We start from the raw sequence: 14033 nt of genomic DNA, 5'->3' as shown, positions 1-14033 counted from the left end.
GTATGAGGAGTTCTAAATTTCAAGACGCTAAGAAACTGATGGTAACTATTAGAAATAAATATACATACGTTTAACTTATTGAGATTAGAAGAAATATAAAAGCTGGATTTAACCCATGAGAGTAAATATGCTTCAAACTAAGAAATAGTGAACACCAATTTTTTCATGGGGGAATTATTTATGAGTTTGATTGATGGTGTATTGCTAACTCTGCTAAGTACTGGTGCATGTTTGACTTTGCCTAAGTTGCTATCTTTAATATCTGCAAAAAGCAGAAATAGTGTAGCATTATAGGCTGATAGACTTCTTGCAAAATTCATGCAAGGGGTCTAATGTTCTATTTACGATTTTCACGTCGCCACTTTCCCCGCACTAAGCGAATTTCATCATAGGTATAGCTTTCACCTAGCTGTTCTTTAATTGGGGTGAGGGAAATATCACCCAGAACTTCTAGGAGTTGCCAAATTTTCTGCTGACGTTCGAGCGGTACTAACTGATTTAAATCTATGGATTGGTTCTTCTCGATTAAGTCTGCAAGATGACGAATAATTGTCGTAGGACGAATGTTACGCTTCTCGGCAATTTCCTTCACACTCAAACCTTGTTGATGTAACTGTAATGTAAATAGTTCTGTGTCGGAAGGTAAGTTGAGGGAAGGTGTGGAATTAACTGGTTGTTCTATGACTCCTGGTTGACGATAAGCACGAATTTCGGCAAGGAATTTTTCACCATACTGGGATAGTTTGTGGCTACCAACACCAGAAAGTTTGGCGAACTCTGCTAATGTCTGAGGTTGTACCTGTGCCATTAATTTCAAGGTTGAATCATGGAAGATTACATAGGGTGGCACAGACTGTTCATCGGCTAATTGTTTGCGGAGCGATCGCAATCTCTGCAATAATATTTCTGACTCGGTGGCTTTTTGATTATTCTCTGTCAAGGTAATCTTTTGAGCTACAGGAACAGCAAGCGAAACGGTACGCTGTCGCCGCATCACTTCCCAACTTAAGGCATTAAGTTTTAATACAGAGTAACCGTCAGCAGTTTGTTCTAATAATCCTTGATGTAAAAGTGATCGCCCCAATATTCGCCACTCATCTAAAGTTTTATCTTTGCCTATGCCGTAAGTAGATAGTTTATCGTGTTCATATTGGGTAATCTTCTGATTTTTAGATCCCCGCAAAACATCGATAATGTGTAACATCCCAAATCTTTCTTTACAACGAGCCACACAAGATAAAAACTTCATGGCTTCAATTGTCCAGTCTTGCATTGGTTTGGGATGACGGCAATTGTCACAGTTACTGCAATCACCTGCAAAACGTTCGCCAAAATATCCTAACTGAATTGTCCGCCGACAATCTGTACCTTCGGCATAATCTATCATCTGTCGCAGTTGTTGCTTAGCAATTAACTGTTCTTGCGGATCAGTTTTTTGATTAATACTCCATTCAATAGTTTTAATATCACCAAAGCTGAAAAAAATTGTACAGCGAGACGTCTCTCCATCTCTGCCGGCCCTGCCTGATTCTTGATAGTAACTCTCGATGTTTCGTGGAATGTCAAAGTGAACTACTAGCCGCACATCTGGTTTATTAATACCCATGCCAAAGGCAATTGTTGCTACCATAAAACGCACATCGTCACGAATAAATCGAGTTTGATTATTGGTGCGTTCTTCGTCAGTTAATCCGGCATGATAAGGCAAGACGGAAATCTGATCGTTTTGCAATTTAAAGGTGAGTTCATCAACTTTTTTACGAGTCAGACAATAGATGATTCCTGAACCTTCGGTTTCTCGAATTAGTTCCAACAGTTCAGCGTATGCATATTTTGTCTTGGAACGAACTTCGTAATAGAGGTTTTGGCGATTGAAACTGGCAATGTGGATGCTAGGTTGCTTTAGTCCCAGTTGTTGAATGATATCAGAACGGACGCGATCGGTTGCTGTAGCTGTGAGGGCAACTGTAGGTATGTCTGGGAAACGTTTTCGCAGAGATTTCAATTGGCGGTATTCTGGGCGAAAGTCGTGTCCCCATTCAGAGACGCAATGCGCTTCGTCAATGGCAAAGGTAGAAATACCAATTTTTTCGTGTACTAAATCTAGAAATGGCAGGAACCTTTCACTGAGAAGACGTTCGGGGGCGACGTATAGTAGTCTAACTTTACCATTGAGAATGGCTTCTTCACGCGATCGCACTTTATAAGCGTTGAGGCTGCTATTGAGAAATGTGGCGCTAATATTATTATTTCGCAGTGCTTCTACTTGGTCTTGCATCAAAGCGATTAACGGTGATACCACCACAGTTAATCCTTTTTTGATTAAAGCAGGTAGCTGAAAGCACAGAGATTTTCCTCCACCCGTAGGCATCACAACCAATAAATCCCGATTTTGCAAGGCATCTTCGATAATTTGCCGCTGTCCAGGGCGAAACCTGTCGTAACCGAAGTGATATTTTAGCGCTTGTTCCAAATTGGGATACTGAAGCATAGCGATCGCTTTTCAGTGTTATCTGTGTGAGTGGTTATTGAAGATATCAGGATTTTAACTCAGATAATCGGTAACTTTGGTAAGACTTAGGTATTTAGATGAATAATTGACAGTCCTAGATTGTTTAGGAATGCTAGCATTTCATTATAGAATCTTGAGTTAACAATGACACAGGAACTAATAGATTTAAAGCAAAGTATCTTAGAAGGTCGTTATCATGACGCCTTAGAGATTATTGATGATTTAGAGGAGATGAGTAAGCAGGCGACTCTCCGAAAAATAGAAGCATTTTTAGTTAGATTATGTATTCATCTCATGAAAAATCAAATTGAACAGCGTTTAACCAACTCTGGGATTGCTTCTATCTCTGACTCAGTAATTCAAATTGCTAAATTAAATGTTAAATCCAATCAAAAATCTTATTTTATTCAAGCTGATGAATGGCAAGAATATTTAGAAGAAGCAATAGAAATAGCAATTAGGCCAGCTAGTGTGGAAATTTTTGAGGGTAGTTTAAAACCTAGTCAAGTTTCACAAAGACTGAATCGAGAAGTATTGATTGATTATACTCAAAATCTTTTGCAATTAACTTATAAATATCAGCCTAAAACATTACCAGATATGATGGATAATTATTTAGCAGAATTACCCGGAGGGAAAGATTGGTTTGAGCAAATTTAAACATATAAAATTGGAGCGATCGCTTAATATTATTAAATACTAATACTGCCCGTAAAAATCCTCATCTAGAATTTGTTCAACCGAAAAAGGACAAACAATTGGATACTCGCTTTCCTCTGGGACACAAACCCCAAATTTAGCTAGCTTACTTTCTTTTATCGCTAGCTTTCGACCATCTGGATAAGCTTTTTCTATTGCTTCTAGCAAAAAACTTTTGAGAGAAGGAGTATCTGCCAAATTATTCAGAACTCGTTGACGATGTTCGAGTATCGAACTGTACCAACTTCCTTTCATCATCTCAGGCGTATCATGTTGAACCATTAACTTTAATAAATGTGCCAACAAAATAGTCAAATTACTCTTGAGAGCATTTTTCTCCGCCTTTCCCAAATCAACTAACTCCTCAATCAAATGCTCAATGTCAAGCGATTCAAATTCCCGATTTCGTAACTGTCTAATTGTTTGCTCAATCCAATATTGCAAATCGCGCTCGTATAGGTTATTAGACATTTTTCAAATTCACTCCATCTGATTGCAATAATATTTCTACATCATAAGAAAAAGGGCAATCATCAGGAAATTTAGCTGCATATTCCTTACTCATGTTTTTCCGTGCATTTTGATAACATTTATTATATATAGTTAAGAAATAATTACGCAGACTAGGAGAGTCTTGAAGAATCAAGCTTAATTCCTGTTGTGTGCGGCTAATTGTTGCTTCCCAACCACCATAGCATTCTGGTAAATTTACATACTTGCGTTTTAAAGCGTGTTCAAATAGAGTTGTAAAACGACTTTCTAATTCTCGTTTATCTCTTTTACCCAATGCTTCTATTTCCTCAATTAAGTTTTCCCAATCTACATTGCTATAATCTTGGGATTTTAAGCTGCTGACAGTATGCTCAATCCACAAAGCAAAGTCTGTTGCATAAAGAGTTTTTACTGGTGATTGAGTCATGATGAATTAAAAAACGTGGGTGATTTAGTAATAGTTTAACCCAAAGGGTAAAAGGGGCTGGAGATTAAAATGGAAAATGCTTCAGTATGAAGAAGGTGTCGCCAATGACTTGGTAGCTGCTGGAATTCCCAAACAGCAGATCGTTCTTGGCTTTAGACCGCCTGAACAGCGAAAATTTACAGAATTTGCTATTTTTTAAGTCAGTTTTATGAACTAAATTTTTGTTGGTTTTAGCCATGCAAAAACCTCTGTAACTGTTAAATTCAGTTGTAAAAATTCAGGTACAGGCAATACTTCATCCCCAGTCATCTCTAGAGGTTGCTGTCCTGGCAAAAATACCAGTACTAAGCGTTCATCTGCATCTATTAACCATCCTAATTGAGTGCCGTGTTTTAAACAGTGGAGAATATTTCTAATTACTTTAGTTGTATTCTGTTCTGGTGAAAGAATTTCAATTGTCCAGTCAGGGTAAATTTCAAAGGTATTTGCAAATTCCCCATTACTATCAAAGGGAATTCGTTCCCAAGCAAATACACTCACGTCTGGGACAATCGAACGTCCGCCAAATGTACAGCGTAATTCTGGAAAAGCTAAGGCAATTTCTTGTGGTTCAGCAATTTGGTTAATTGCATGACAAAGTTTTAGTTGTAGGCGGGAGTGTTTGCCTTGTGGCATTGGTTTTTGGTAGATACGACCATCGATAAATTCACTAGCAGGTTTTGTTTCTGGTAGTTTGAGGAACTCTGCTAAAGAAATTGGTTTATGCAGCGTGGTTGTCATAGCCGTGCAAATGCCATATCTTAGTTGAAATCAAAGTTACTTGACTACAATTTTAAAATAAGCTCAGATAGATTTAGACCAATTTTTATAACTGTTGTAACCTATGACTACAAACATACACTTTAATGCTAGGGTCAATAATGGCACAATTGAAATTCCCATCGAGTACCAGGATGAAATACGCAGCGCTGAAATAGTGCAAATCGTTATTTTAAAAACCTCGCCAAAAAAGAAACACTTTTTGCAAACGGGTATTATTGCCCAGTTAACCGCGAATCCTATTCAGATAGCAGGTTTTAAACCATTCCCTAGAGAAGAATGACAACCAACCTATACATCGGTTGTACTTGGGTTATTAAGATATTCTCTTAATTCTTGAATTGCTTCGGTAGCAGTCTGAACTTTGAGCCTACCTGCTTGAAATTCAGCAATTGAAGCTGCTGCATCTGACGCAATTTCATCTCCCCGACTTTCAATAATTCGGTTTTTGAGAATTTGTACCAACATTTCTTGCTGCTCTAAAGGCAGTTCTATTGCCGCATCTAAAACTCTATCTAAATTACTCAATTGCTTCATCCTTTTAATATTAGTGCCGTACTTTTTAACGTAGCTACAATAATGGCGATCGCAGATGGGGCGATCGCCTATTATTCTGGATATTGCTGCTTAAAATCAGCTAATATTTGTTGAATTTCTTCTGCTGAGATGTCTTCTTGTTCAGACTTGGAATAGATGGTTACTAAAATAATATTTGTATCTGTCTTTAAATAATAAATTACTCGATACCCACCACTTTTACCCTTTTGAACATCACTATTTTTGACCCGTAGCTTAAAAATTGTATATCCAACTCCGGGTATCTTGTCTCCTGGTAATTCTCCTGATTGCAGTTGTTCTATTATTGGTTGAATATCATTACTAATATTCCGGTATTTTTTGGCTAAAATATGCAAATTACGTTTAAATTTAGCGGTGGCTTCGACTTGAATCAAAGGTGGTTCACTCTGCATCAATACCTTCCCACAGTTGAGATACAGGTATAGTATTTCCGGTCATCACATCGTACCAACCTTGACGAAAACTTTCACTGGCAGACTCAACAAGTTCATCATCCTCTTCATTCTCTTCCATGATTAGGACAATGACTCGTACGCGGCTGTGTTTTGCTATAGTCAACGGTTTGTCTAAAGAAATTTGACCCCATTCGTTCACGGTTCCTTTGACTTCAATTGCTTTCATTGTCATGAATCTAAGTTGTGTTGTTAATAGTATAGGACTATAATCTAATCGCTGCGGTTCATTTCCCTCAACAGCACTAGTGAGTAATGGCGACTTCTTCTTTTTGCGGAGTAATTCTATAAACTTGTCGCCTAGAGTCCATGTAGCATCACCAATATTTTCGCCGATTTTCTCCTGCGCTTTAGTCAAAAGTGTAGTAGCGATCGCAGTAGCCACAGCGGTCAAGCTCACAGTTATCATAAATCCACTACAAATAATGTCAAGGTCTAGTTTACTCGTAAACTCACTGATCATGCAGGCGATCGCATTCAGCACTATAATTAGCGTTGCATTACAGCTTTCGTCTAAATTGATATTTTCAGAATACTAAAAATTTTCAGTCAATAATATGTCTACATCATTAGAAAAAGGGCAATCATCTGGGAATTTTGCTGCATATTCCTGACTCATATTTTTCCGTGCATTTTGATAGCATTCATCATATATAGTTAAAAAATAATTACGCAGACTGGGAGAGTCTCGAAGAATACGGCTTAATCTCTGTTGTGTACGGCTAATTGTTGCTTCCCAACCGCCATAGCATTCGGGTAAATCTACATACTTTCGTTTTAAGACGTGTTCAAATAAAGTTGTCAACCGATTTTCTAATTCTCGCTTATCTCTTTTACCCAATGCTTCTATTTCCTCAATTAAATTTTCCCAATCTACATTGTTATAATCTTGGGATTTTAAGCTACTGACAGTTTGCTCAATCCATAATGCAAAATCTGTTGTATAAAGAGTTTTTACTGGTGATTGAGTCATAATGAATAAAACTTAAGAGCAATTTAGAAATAGTTTAACGCACGAGCATCATTAATAAGTTTTACTTAAGTGTTGTAACAAATACATAAACATTTGCCACAAATAAACAAGCATTCGTAACGATTACGAGTTATATGATAAGGAATGCACGAGTATTTGTAACGATTACGAGTTGTGTGGTAAGGAATGCATAAATTTTACTTTTCAGACATCCTTTTACAACTAACCGTCTGATTGACTCAGTGCTGTCCAACACTTAAAACCGTACAAGTGTCAAAATATTATGTGTAAACTTTATTCACAAACTCACTTATGCCGAAAGCAATTTGGAATGGCACAGTTTTAGCCGAAAGCGATAACACCGTAGTTGTGGAAGGCAACCATTATTTCCCGGCTGACGCTATTAATAAGCAATACTTTCAAGAAAGTGGCACTCATACTACTTGTCCTTGGAAAGGTGTTGCTAGTTATTACAGTATCGAAGTTGATGGGCAAGTCAATAAGGACGCTGCATGGTACTATCCCACTGCTAAGGAAAAGGCTAAAAATATTGAAGGCTATATAGCTTTCTGGAAGGGTGTTAAGGTTGAGGCTGATTAGATGTTTTTTTGGCAATCTTGAATAAATTGCGAATTTATAATTTGGGTATTAAGAGTTAGGTTAATTCTTAATACCTATTTTATTTTTGCGCCTTTGCGCCTTTGCGCGAAACAAAAAAAATTCCATAACGAACCGCCAAGATGAGCCAGTCGCGTGAGCGGGTTTCCCGACTTGAGCGAACTGGCGTGCCAAGAGCGCCAAGGAAGAAATGAGAGATTAAAATAGTTTGAGATAGTTTTAATAGAGAAGTAACTGATTAATTGTTGTTTGCAGTTTTTCTCGTAGTTGTTGTGCGCGTTGATAGGCGGCTGTGCGTCCTTCTACTTTGGCAGCGGCTTCTAAGGGTTGAATGAAGTAATATAGTCTAGTTCTATTTGCCCAAACTCCCATTGAGGGAAATAGAACTAAAAGAATCATTAAGGGTGATATGGGTAAAAATGGTAATTTAAATATTTGTTGCAATCTCTTAAGATTAATAGTCCAAGGATGTAGAGATTCGCTACCGATGCAAGCAACTGGGAGAATTGGTATATGATAGCGATCGCTTAACTGCATGAAGCTGCCATCGAATTTTTGCAGTTGATAGCGTTTACCCCAACCTTTCAAGGGGCCGCGTAAACCTTCGGGTGCATATAAAAGAGTTGTACCTTGAGCAAGTGCTGCTTCAAAGTCATCTAATTCTGCACGCACAGCACCTAATACTTGTAGCCATTTAGGTGGTAGCCACCAAATCATCCAAGGATGTTCAAATAATGATACGCTTGCTAGAGGTTGGGCTACCCATCCTTGTGTTTTACCTAATAGATAACCCAAGCTCATAAAGTCCCAAGGAAAACACATTCCCGCATGGTTCATCGCCACAATCATTGAACCTGTTTGCGGTAAGTTTTCAACTTGTTGTAATTCTCCACGAAAATAATACTTAACTATCGGCGCAAGAACTTCTTCACGAAAAACTTGTTGATATTGTGGATCAAATTCACCAACATCTTTTCTTGGTGAACGACAACCAAGACGTAGCCAACGAATGATTAATGCTAAATAAAATCCACCAGGAAATAAAAATAAACCGTATTCCAGCCAATTCCAACCATCAGGATCGGCTTGATAATGTTGCCAGTGACGATTAAATATAATTAACCATCCTGGAGGATACCACAAGCAAAACCAATCAAACCAGCTAAATTTATAGCCTTCATCTGATGCTTGTTTTAATTCAGTGTTTAGGAGGTTTTCAGAGTGTTGATTAATCACAACAGCAATGCAGATTAGGCAAAAATTCGTGTTGAGTTATCATAGCTTCCCATTAATGCTGTTTGCATCCCACTCTAGGCGTAAAATTAGTCACGTTCTTAATTAGTAAGATTTACTCTAAGCTAAAAAACATCTAAATTACATAATCAAATTAAATAAAACTCTTGTGGGGTGGGCATCTTGCCCGCCCTAATTATGCAAGTTATATGTGGAACAGCTTATCCCCTGTCCTGACACTTCCCGCCTGACAATCGCGTAACCAAGCCTTAATTCCTTGGGCAACAGTACCATTACTGCTATCGCGTGGCGGAGATGGCGGTTGTTTGGCTGGATAAGAACCTGTTTGGGAAAACATCATTACCAGACGCCAACCACTGTTAGTTTTTGTTAACAATAGCCGATGGAATTGTTGTAATTCTAGTACTTTCTGATTGATATACTGCCGTTCTAAAGTAGTAAAAAACACCTGCTTAACTTCTGATGCAGGTCTTTCAGGAGCATTCGCAGAATATCCTTCCACACTTAGAGGTAAAGGTGTAAACTCCGGTTTTCCTGCTGCTAGCATATAGCTATAAGTGTCACTCCTTCTTTGAAGGCGGCGGGCGCGTTGACTAGCACGGTTGGCATAGTTAGGTAAATCGCGCAATAACTGAGTTGTTAATATTTCTAGCTTTTGCTGAGAACATAAAGACCTTACCCCATTTTTTCCATCTTGTTTTTGTGCTGACACAGTAGGGGTAAGGTTTTTTGAAAATGCCGGATACTCAAGGCTATTTAAGATGAAAAGCCAAAAGCCGCAAACTAAAAGCCATAAGCGATAATGTTTGTCCTTAACCTTTGCCTTCATGCCAATGTAGTTCAATAATTCGTAATTCGTAATTCGTAATTCGTAATGACGCGACGCTCCTGCGTCGCTAACGCTGACGCTCGTACCTCGCTAACGCTATCGAGGACTCGCTACCGCTGCGAAGTGCGTAATTAAGTTTTGTAATGGGGATTTGACCCCAACACAAAACTTAAAGGTTATAGAACCGGGGAACTTAAACCCACGGAACTTGTTAACTCGTCAGAAATTCTCTTCCAGGCTAACTCAGGATCGGGGGCGGCGGTGATGGGACGCCCAATTACCAGATAGTCTGCGCCTGCTTTGATGGCTTGCGCTGGAGTAAGCGATCGCTTTTGATCTGTTTGATCTGCCCAAGTTGGCCTAACACCAGGACAAACCAGCAAAAAATTATCCCCACATATTTGCCGTAGCTGTGACGCCTCAACAGGTGAACAAACCGCCCCATCCAAGCCCGACTCTTGAGCTAATAGTGCCATTTGTAGAGCATATTCTGGCAATTCTAGAGGAATTTTTAAATCAAACGCCAACTGCCTAGCCGAGATACTGGTTAACAGTGTAATGGCTATTAATTGCGGCGGTTTGACACCTGCTTGTGCAGCACCTTCTTTTGCCGCCTCAGTAGCAGCTTTGAGTGCATCTCGACCACATGTAGCATGGATAGTCAATAAATCTACACCATAACGAGCGGCACTACGACAAGCGCCAGCGACAGTATTGGGAATGTCATCAAACTTCAAATCTAGGAAAATCCGCTTTTGTTTAGATTTGAGTTCTTGTAGAATTTTCGGCCCAGTGCTGGTAAACAACTCCAAACCGACTTTCCAGAAACTGACATGCGCCAATTGATCTACAAGAGCGATCGCCCTCTCCTCATCAGCCACATCCAAAGCTACAATAACCCTTTGTTCCACTTTCATTATCCTTACTCCCGGTCACTGAGCGTAGTCGAAGTGCCATTCCCCATTAATTCACCAACCGCATAAACTTATTTTTGCCAACTTGCAAAACTCGCCCGTACAACTCATCAGCAGAGGCAAAAGTAGCATCAACATCGGTAATGCGATCGCCATCTAAGCGCACTCCTCCCTCTTGAATTTTGCGCCTACCTTCCCCAGTACTTTTACACAAGCCACTGGCGTTGAGGATATAAGCTAATTTAGCGGGGAACTGTGGCACATTCACCAGAGAAAATTCAGGAACTGCCCCTTCTTTACCGCCACTTTTCGCGGCTTCTTTAGCCTCATTGGCTGCGGTTTCACCGTGGTATTGTTTGACAATTTCCCATGCTAAAAGCATTTGGCGATCGCGGGGATTTTCTGGCAATTTATCCAAAGATAAATCTGTCAACAGTTCAAAATACTGTTCTAATAGATTGTCTGGCACTCCTTGCAACTTCTGATACTTTTGTCCTGGATGTTCTAACAATCCAATATAATTACCTAGAGACTTAGACATTTTTTGCACTCCATCCGTGCCAATCAAAATCGGCAACAGCACCCCAAACTGGGGTTTTTGTCCAAAATGGCGTTGCAAATCTCTGCCTACAGCAATGTTAAACTTCTGATCAGTCCCTCCCAATTCCACATCTGCCTCAATCGCCACCGAATCAAAACCTTGCATTAACGGATAGAGGAACTCATGGATAAAAATTGGATTCTCTTTTTTATAACGTTCGGCAAATCCTTCCTTGGCCAACATTTGTCCCACTGTCATCGTGGAGAGTAACTCTAAAACTTTACCTAAGTCGAGTTGAGAAAGCCATTGCGAGTTATAACGCACCTCCAACCTACCTGGTGTGTCAAAATCCAAAATAGGACGTACTTGGTCAAGATAAGTTTGGGCATTCTGCGCCACATCGGCTTGTGTCAGTTGGCGACGCACCTCAGACTTACCAGTCGGATCGCCAATGCGTGCTGTAAAATCACCAATTATTAAAACTGCCGTATGACCTGCATCTTGAAAAGCTCGCAGTTTCCGCATTGGTATGCTATGACCAAGATGGATTTCTGCACCTGTAGGATCAATACCATATTTGACCCTTAATGGTTTGTTTGTAGTTACCAAACGTTTTTCTAAACTTTCATTTTCACTGTCAGCATCAATTGGTTGTGGGAAGACTTCTGCTGTCCCACGATGCAGCCAAGCAAAATTTTGCGTCATACTAGGAGATTCACTGTTAGCTATGCTTTGTACTTTAGAAGTTAAGTCGGTTATATTCACTAGCAATTTCTGATCCGCTTTCTCATCTGCCAAACTACTATAATTGCAAAAAATTAACCGCCTTGTTTCGTCCAATGAATTACAGTTATATTTACAAGTGAGGAAGTGAAACCGCCGTGTCGTCGTCTAGGACTTTTGAAGATAAGCAGCCGCAACGTAAGGCTTCATCAGGTTTCGAGTTTTTGAAAGGAGTAGGTCAGATCACTGGCGGTACTCTCCTATCAATTACTATGCTGGCAAGTTCTATTGTAGCCGGAGGACTGGTTGGTTTAGCCATTAGTTTTCGTAACTTGCCAGATGTCAGACAATTACGTAATTTCTTTCCCTCAGAAACTACTTACATCTATGATGTCAAAGGCAAACTACTAACGAGCATTCACGGTGAAGCCAATCGAGAAGTAATATCCCTAGATAGGATTTCCCCGAATTTAAAACGGGCAGTATTAGCAAGCGAAGATGGTCACTTTTATAATCATCACGGTATTAATCCTACAGGCGTTGGCCGTGCTGTAGTAGTTAACTGGGTAGCAGGTGGAGTTAAAGAAGGTGGCTCTACTGTTACTATGCAGTTGGTGAAAAATCTGTTTTTGACTCGCAAGCGTGCCTTTACCCGCAAGTTAGCCGAGGGAGTATTGGCAATTCGCTTAGAGCAAATTCTCAGCAAAGACCAAATTTTAGAAATGTACCTCAATCAGGTTTATTGGGGACATAACAATTATGGGGTACAGACAGCAGCCCGCAGTTACTTTAATAAATCATCAGAATACTTAACTCTAGGTGAGTCAGCAATGATGGCGGGTTTGATTCAAGCACCAGAAGAATTCAGCCCGTTTATCAGCATGAAGGCAGCAAAACAGAAGCAAAAAGAAGTTCTGGGGCGGATGCTGGAATTAAACTGGATCACCCAGCAAGAATATGATAATGCCCTCAAGCAAGAAATCAAACTTGGTAAAATTAAGTCCTTCCAGGGTAGTGCCCTACCTTATGTCACCAATGCCGTAGCCCAAGAGTTGGCTAAAAAGTTTGGCCGTGAAGCACTGCTAAAAGGCGGGATGCGCGTGCAAACTACTGTGGATGCCGATTTTCAAGTCATGGCAGAGCAAACAGTTAGTAAGTGGCATAAAACACTTTTAGGGCAGGGATTATCGAAAAATCAAATGGCTCTGGTGGCCATAGATCCACGCACACATTATATTAAAGCATTGGTGGGTGGTGTCGATTCTAAAACTAGCGAATTCAACCGCGCCACTCAAGCCCAGCGCCAGCCGGGTTCTTCTTTCAAACCATTTGTGTATTATGCTGCTTTTGCTACTGGTAAATATGCACCAGACACAACGGTAGTAGATGCTCCAGTGAGTTACCGAGATGGTGACGGTTGGTATTATCCCAAAAACTATGACGGTGGCTTTAGTGGTGCGATGTCAATTCGCACTGCACTGGCACAATCACGCAATATTCCTGTCATCAAGATTGGCAAATCTATAGGTATGAATAAGGTTGTAGAAACCTGCCGTACCTTGGGAATTATGAGTCCAATGGAACCTGTGACATCGCTACCGCTGGGTGCAATTGGTGTTACACCTCTAGAAATGGCTAGCGCTTACGCTACCTTTGCTAATTATGGCTGGCAGTCGCCACCAACGGTAATTGTTCGTGTCACCGATAGCAGTGGTAATACATTACTAGATAATACACCCAAACCTCAGCAAGTTCTTGACCCTTGGGCATCCGCAGCAATTATTAATGTGATGCAATCGGTAATTACTGATGGTACAGGTAAGAGTGCTGCGATCGGTCGTCCAGCTGCTGGCAAGACGGGAACAACCTCCTCTGAAAAAGATATTTGGTTTGTCGGAACTGTACCACAGTTAACAACTGCTGTGTGGGTGGGGAGGGACGACAACAGACAATTAGCTAGCGGTGCAACTGGTGGTGTGATGGTGGCTCCCATCTGGCGCGATTTTATGCAAAAAGCACTCAAGAACACAAAAGTAGAAAGCTTTAAGCCACCTTCTCAATTTCCTCGCCCGAAATCTAATTAGAGGGACTGGGGACTGGGGATTGGGGACTGGGGACTGGGGATTGGGGATTGGGGACTGGGGATTGGGGACTGGGGACTGGGGATTGGGGACTGGGGATTGGGGACTGGGGACTGGGGA

16 protein-coding genes and 1 pseudogene are annotated in these 14033 nt (G+C 40.3%); 5 read left to right on the top strand and 12 right to left on the bottom strand.

Features of this window, described 5'->3' with window-relative positions:
- Positions 1 to 337 precede the first annotated feature (337 nt).
- Entirely contained in the window at positions 338 to 2491 is a 2154-nt protein-coding gene (recQ, locus tag AC5JMF_RS28740) for a DNA helicase RecQ (RefSeq protein ID WP_495799116.1), read from the bottom strand.
- A gap of 165 nt (positions 2492 to 2656) precedes the next feature.
- Between recQ and AC5JMF_RS28735 the strand changes: the two genes are divergently transcribed.
- Positions 2657 to 3172, top strand: coding sequence for a DUF29 family protein (locus tag AC5JMF_RS28735; protein WP_495799115.1), 516 nt, complete (start codon positions 2657 to 2659; stop codon positions 3170 to 3172).
- Positions 3173 to 3211: 39 nt separating this feature from the next.
- On the opposite strand, the gene AC5JMF_RS28730 is transcribed toward AC5JMF_RS28735, so the two are convergent.
- Positions 3212 to 3682 carry a DUF29 domain-containing protein gene (locus tag AC5JMF_RS28730; protein WP_495799114.1) on the bottom strand — a complete coding sequence of 157 codons (471 nt, stop codon included), beginning with the start codon at positions 3680 to 3682 and terminating at the stop codon, positions 3212 to 3214.
- Positions 3675 to 4130, bottom strand: a complete 456-nt coding sequence (locus tag AC5JMF_RS28725; RefSeq protein WP_495799113.1) for a DUF29 domain-containing protein — start codon at positions 4128 to 4130, stop codon at positions 3675 to 3677. The genes AC5JMF_RS28730 and AC5JMF_RS28725 overlap by 8 nt, the downstream gene beginning before the upstream one ends.
- An 88-nt stretch (positions 4131 to 4218) precedes the next feature.
- Here AC5JMF_RS28725 and AC5JMF_RS28720 point away from each other — a divergent pair.
- Positions 4219 to 4329, top strand: a pseudogene (locus AC5JMF_RS28720) (element excision factor XisI family protein); the annotation flags it as partial.
- A gap of 14 nt (positions 4330 to 4343) precedes the next feature.
- On the opposite strand, the gene AC5JMF_RS28715 reads toward AC5JMF_RS28720, so the two are convergent.
- Complete coding sequence (locus AC5JMF_RS28715) at positions 4344 to 4910, bottom strand: Uma2 family endonuclease (protein WP_495799112.1); 567 nt, start codon at positions 4908 to 4910, stop codon at positions 4344 to 4346.
- A 103-nt stretch (positions 4911 to 5013) separates the two neighbouring features.
- On the opposite strand from AC5JMF_RS28715, the gene AC5JMF_RS28710 reads away from it, so the two are divergent.
- Positions 5014 to 5232, top strand: coding sequence for a hypothetical protein (locus AC5JMF_RS28710; protein WP_495799111.1), 219 nt, complete (start codon positions 5014 to 5016; stop codon positions 5230 to 5232).
- A gap of 8 nt (positions 5233 to 5240) precedes the next feature.
- Here the strand turns inward: AC5JMF_RS28710 and AC5JMF_RS28705 are convergent, their stop codons facing one another.
- From AC5JMF_RS28705 to AC5JMF_RS28690, 4 genes are all read right to left on the bottom strand, one after another.
- Positions 5241 to 5486: a hypothetical protein gene (locus AC5JMF_RS28705; RefSeq protein WP_495799110.1), complete on the bottom strand. Its 246-nt coding sequence runs from the start codon at positions 5484 to 5486 to the stop codon at positions 5241 to 5243.
- A gap of 71 nt (positions 5487 to 5557) precedes the next feature.
- The gene (locus AC5JMF_RS28700) at positions 5558 to 5920 is read right to left on the bottom strand and encodes a type II toxin-antitoxin system RelE/ParE family toxin (RefSeq protein WP_495799109.1); all 363 of its coding nucleotides are present in this window, start codon (positions 5918 to 5920) and stop codon (positions 5558 to 5560) included.
- The gene (locus tag AC5JMF_RS28695) at positions 5910 to 6389 is read right to left on the bottom strand and encodes a type II toxin-antitoxin system RelN family antitoxin (RefSeq protein ID WP_495799108.1); all 480 of its coding nucleotides are present in this window, start codon (positions 6387 to 6389) and stop codon (positions 5910 to 5912) included. Before AC5JMF_RS28695 ends, AC5JMF_RS28700 begins: the two co-directional genes overlap by 11 nt.
- A 126-nt stretch (positions 6390 to 6515) precedes the next feature.
- Entirely contained in the window at positions 6516 to 6953 is a 438-nt protein-coding gene (locus tag AC5JMF_RS28690) for a DUF29 domain-containing protein (RefSeq protein WP_495799107.1), read from the bottom strand.
- A 312-nt stretch (positions 6954 to 7265) separates the two neighbouring features.
- Here AC5JMF_RS28690 and AC5JMF_RS28685 point away from each other — a divergent pair, with 312 nt between their 5' ends.
- Positions 7266 to 7553 carry a DUF427 domain-containing protein gene (locus tag AC5JMF_RS28685; RefSeq protein ID WP_495799106.1) on the top strand — a complete coding sequence of 96 codons (288 nt, stop codon included), beginning with the start codon at positions 7266 to 7268 and terminating at the stop codon, positions 7551 to 7553.
- A 237-nt stretch (positions 7554 to 7790) separates the two neighbouring features.
- Here AC5JMF_RS28685 and AC5JMF_RS28680 read toward each other — a convergent pair whose 3' ends face one another.
- From AC5JMF_RS28680 to tyrS, 4 genes are all read right to left on the bottom strand, one after another.
- Positions 7791 to 8807 (bottom strand): lysophospholipid acyltransferase family protein, encoded by a 1017-nt coding sequence (locus tag AC5JMF_RS28680; RefSeq protein ID WP_495799105.1) that lies wholly within the window; start codon positions 8805 to 8807, stop codon positions 7791 to 7793.
- 202 nt (positions 8808 to 9009) lie between these two features.
- Positions 9010 to 9654: a hypothetical protein gene (locus AC5JMF_RS28675; RefSeq protein WP_495799104.1), complete on the bottom strand. Its 645-nt coding sequence runs from the start codon at positions 9652 to 9654 to the stop codon at positions 9010 to 9012.
- A 176-nt stretch (positions 9655 to 9830) separates the two neighbouring features.
- On the bottom strand, positions 9831 to 10571 hold the full coding sequence (pyrF, locus tag AC5JMF_RS28670; RefSeq protein ID WP_495799103.1) for an orotidine-5'-phosphate decarboxylase: 741 nt from the start codon (positions 10569 to 10571) through the stop codon (positions 9831 to 9833).
- Between the two features lie 46 nt (positions 10572 to 10617).
- Positions 10618 to 11814 (bottom strand): tyrosine--tRNA ligase, encoded by a 1197-nt coding sequence (gene tyrS, locus AC5JMF_RS28665; protein WP_495799169.1) that lies wholly within the window; start codon positions 11812 to 11814, stop codon positions 10618 to 10620.
- Positions 11815 to 11990: 176 nt separating this feature from the next.
- On the opposite strand from tyrS, the gene AC5JMF_RS28660 reads away from it, so the two are divergent.
- Positions 11991 to 13916, top strand: coding sequence for a transglycosylase domain-containing protein (locus AC5JMF_RS28660; protein ID WP_495799102.1), 1926 nt, complete (start codon positions 11991 to 11993; stop codon positions 13914 to 13916).
- The last annotated feature ends 117 nt before the right edge of the window (positions 13917 to 14033 follow it).

The organism is Desmonostoc vinosum (genome assembly GCF_059505385.1).
The sequence above is the reverse complement of the archived record's forward strand: the minus strand, read 5'-3'. Positions and strand labels throughout refer to the sequence as shown.

What these genes read in the sequence shown, in the direction of transcription:
- recQ (WP_495799116.1), bottom strand. Translation starts at nt 2,491, where the DNA reads ATGCTTCAGTATCCCAATTTGGAACAAGCGCTAAAATATCACTTCGGT.
- AC5JMF_RS28735 (WP_495799115.1), top strand. Translation starts at nt 2,657, where the DNA reads ATGACACAGGAACTAATAGATTTAAAGCAAAGTATCTTAGAAGGTCGT.
- AC5JMF_RS28730 (WP_495799114.1), bottom strand. Translation starts at nt 3,682, where the DNA reads ATGTCTAATAACCTATACGAGCGCGATTTGCAATATTGGATTGAGCAA.
- AC5JMF_RS28725 (WP_495799113.1), bottom strand. Translation starts at nt 4,130, where the DNA reads ATGACTCAATCACCAGTAAAAACTCTTTATGCAACAGACTTTGCTTTG.
- AC5JMF_RS28715 (WP_495799112.1), bottom strand. Translation starts at nt 4,910, where the DNA reads ATGACAACCACGCTGCATAAACCAATTTCTTTAGCAGAGTTCCTCAAA.
- AC5JMF_RS28710 (WP_495799111.1), top strand. Translation starts at nt 5,014, where the DNA reads ATGACTACAAACATACACTTTAATGCTAGGGTCAATAATGGCACAATT.
- AC5JMF_RS28705 (WP_495799110.1), bottom strand. Translation starts at nt 5,486, where the DNA reads ATGAAGCAATTGAGTAATTTAGATAGAGTTTTAGATGCGGCAATAGAA.
- AC5JMF_RS28700 (WP_495799109.1), bottom strand. Translation starts at nt 5,920, where the DNA reads ATGCAGAGTGAACCACCTTTGATTCAAGTCGAAGCCACCGCTAAATTT.
- AC5JMF_RS28695 (WP_495799108.1), bottom strand. Translation starts at nt 6,389, where the DNA reads ATGATAACTGTGAGCTTGACCGCTGTGGCTACTGCGATCGCTACTACA.
- AC5JMF_RS28690 (WP_495799107.1), bottom strand. Translation starts at nt 6,953, where the DNA reads ATGACTCAATCACCAGTAAAAACTCTTTATACAACAGATTTTGCATTA.
- AC5JMF_RS28685 (WP_495799106.1), top strand. Translation starts at nt 7,266, where the DNA reads ATGCCGAAAGCAATTTGGAATGGCACAGTTTTAGCCGAAAGCGATAAC.
- AC5JMF_RS28675 (WP_495799104.1), bottom strand. Translation starts at nt 9,654, where the DNA reads ATGAAGGCAAAGGTTAAGGACAAACATTATCGCTTATGGCTTTTAGTT.
- pyrF (WP_495799103.1), bottom strand. Translation starts at nt 10,571, where the DNA reads ATGAAAGTGGAACAAAGGGTTATTGTAGCTTTGGATGTGGCTGATGAG.
- tyrS (WP_495799169.1), bottom strand. Translation starts at nt 11,814, where the DNA reads ATGACGCAAAATTTTGCTTGGCTGCATCGTGGGACAGCAGAAGTCTTC.